Source organism: Bifidobacterium mongoliense DSM 21395, assembly GCF_000741285.1.
Classification (GTDB): Bacteria; Actinomycetota; Actinomycetes; order Actinomycetales; family Bifidobacteriaceae; genus Bifidobacterium; species Bifidobacterium mongoliense.
On record NZ_JGZE01000042.1, the window covers coordinates 1 to 478 of the forward strand.

Sequence of the window (478 nt, forward strand, 5' to 3'; positions counted from 1 at the left end):
GCCGGGGTCGATGACGAAATTCTGGCCGAACTTCTTGGTCGGGCGTATTCCCGCCGCGGCGGCGATGGCGCGGATGTCGGCCGCACCCAGCAAGCGGCGGCCCTTACGGGCTGACGCGTTTCCGCGCCGTCGCCGGATACGGCCGCAGATGGCGCGGCCGGCGATGCTGCGGTTGGTGCGGTGACGGAACCGGCTGACATGTCACTCATCGCCGATCTCCTTTCTCGCTCGTCGCGTCGCCTTTGTCGGCGACATCGAGGGTGATCAACGTGGCCCCGGCCTCGACGCCATCTCCGGGCGATACGAGAATCTTGGTGACGGTACCCGCGACGGGCGCATAAACGTAGTTCTCCATCTTCATGGACTCCAGCACGACGAGCAGGTCGCCCTTGGCGACGCTCTGCCCTTCGGCGACGTTGACGCGGGTGACCGCGGCCTGCATGGCGGCGGCGATCACACCCGGATCGCCCTGCCCGCC

1 protein-coding gene and 1 pseudogene are annotated in these 478 nt (G+C 67.8%); both read right to left on the reverse strand.

Annotated features, from left to right (window positions below; genetic code table 11):
• Positions 1-138: pseudogene (locus BMON_RS10075) on the reverse strand (16S rRNA (adenine(1518)-N(6)/adenine(1519)-N(6))-dimethyltransferase RsmA); the annotation flags it as partial.
• A gap of 67 nt (positions 139-205) precedes the next feature.
• The coding region (locus tag BMON_RS09075) for a biotin/lipoyl-containing protein (protein WP_034885544.1) at positions 206-478 on the reverse strand (273 nt) is incomplete at its 5' end.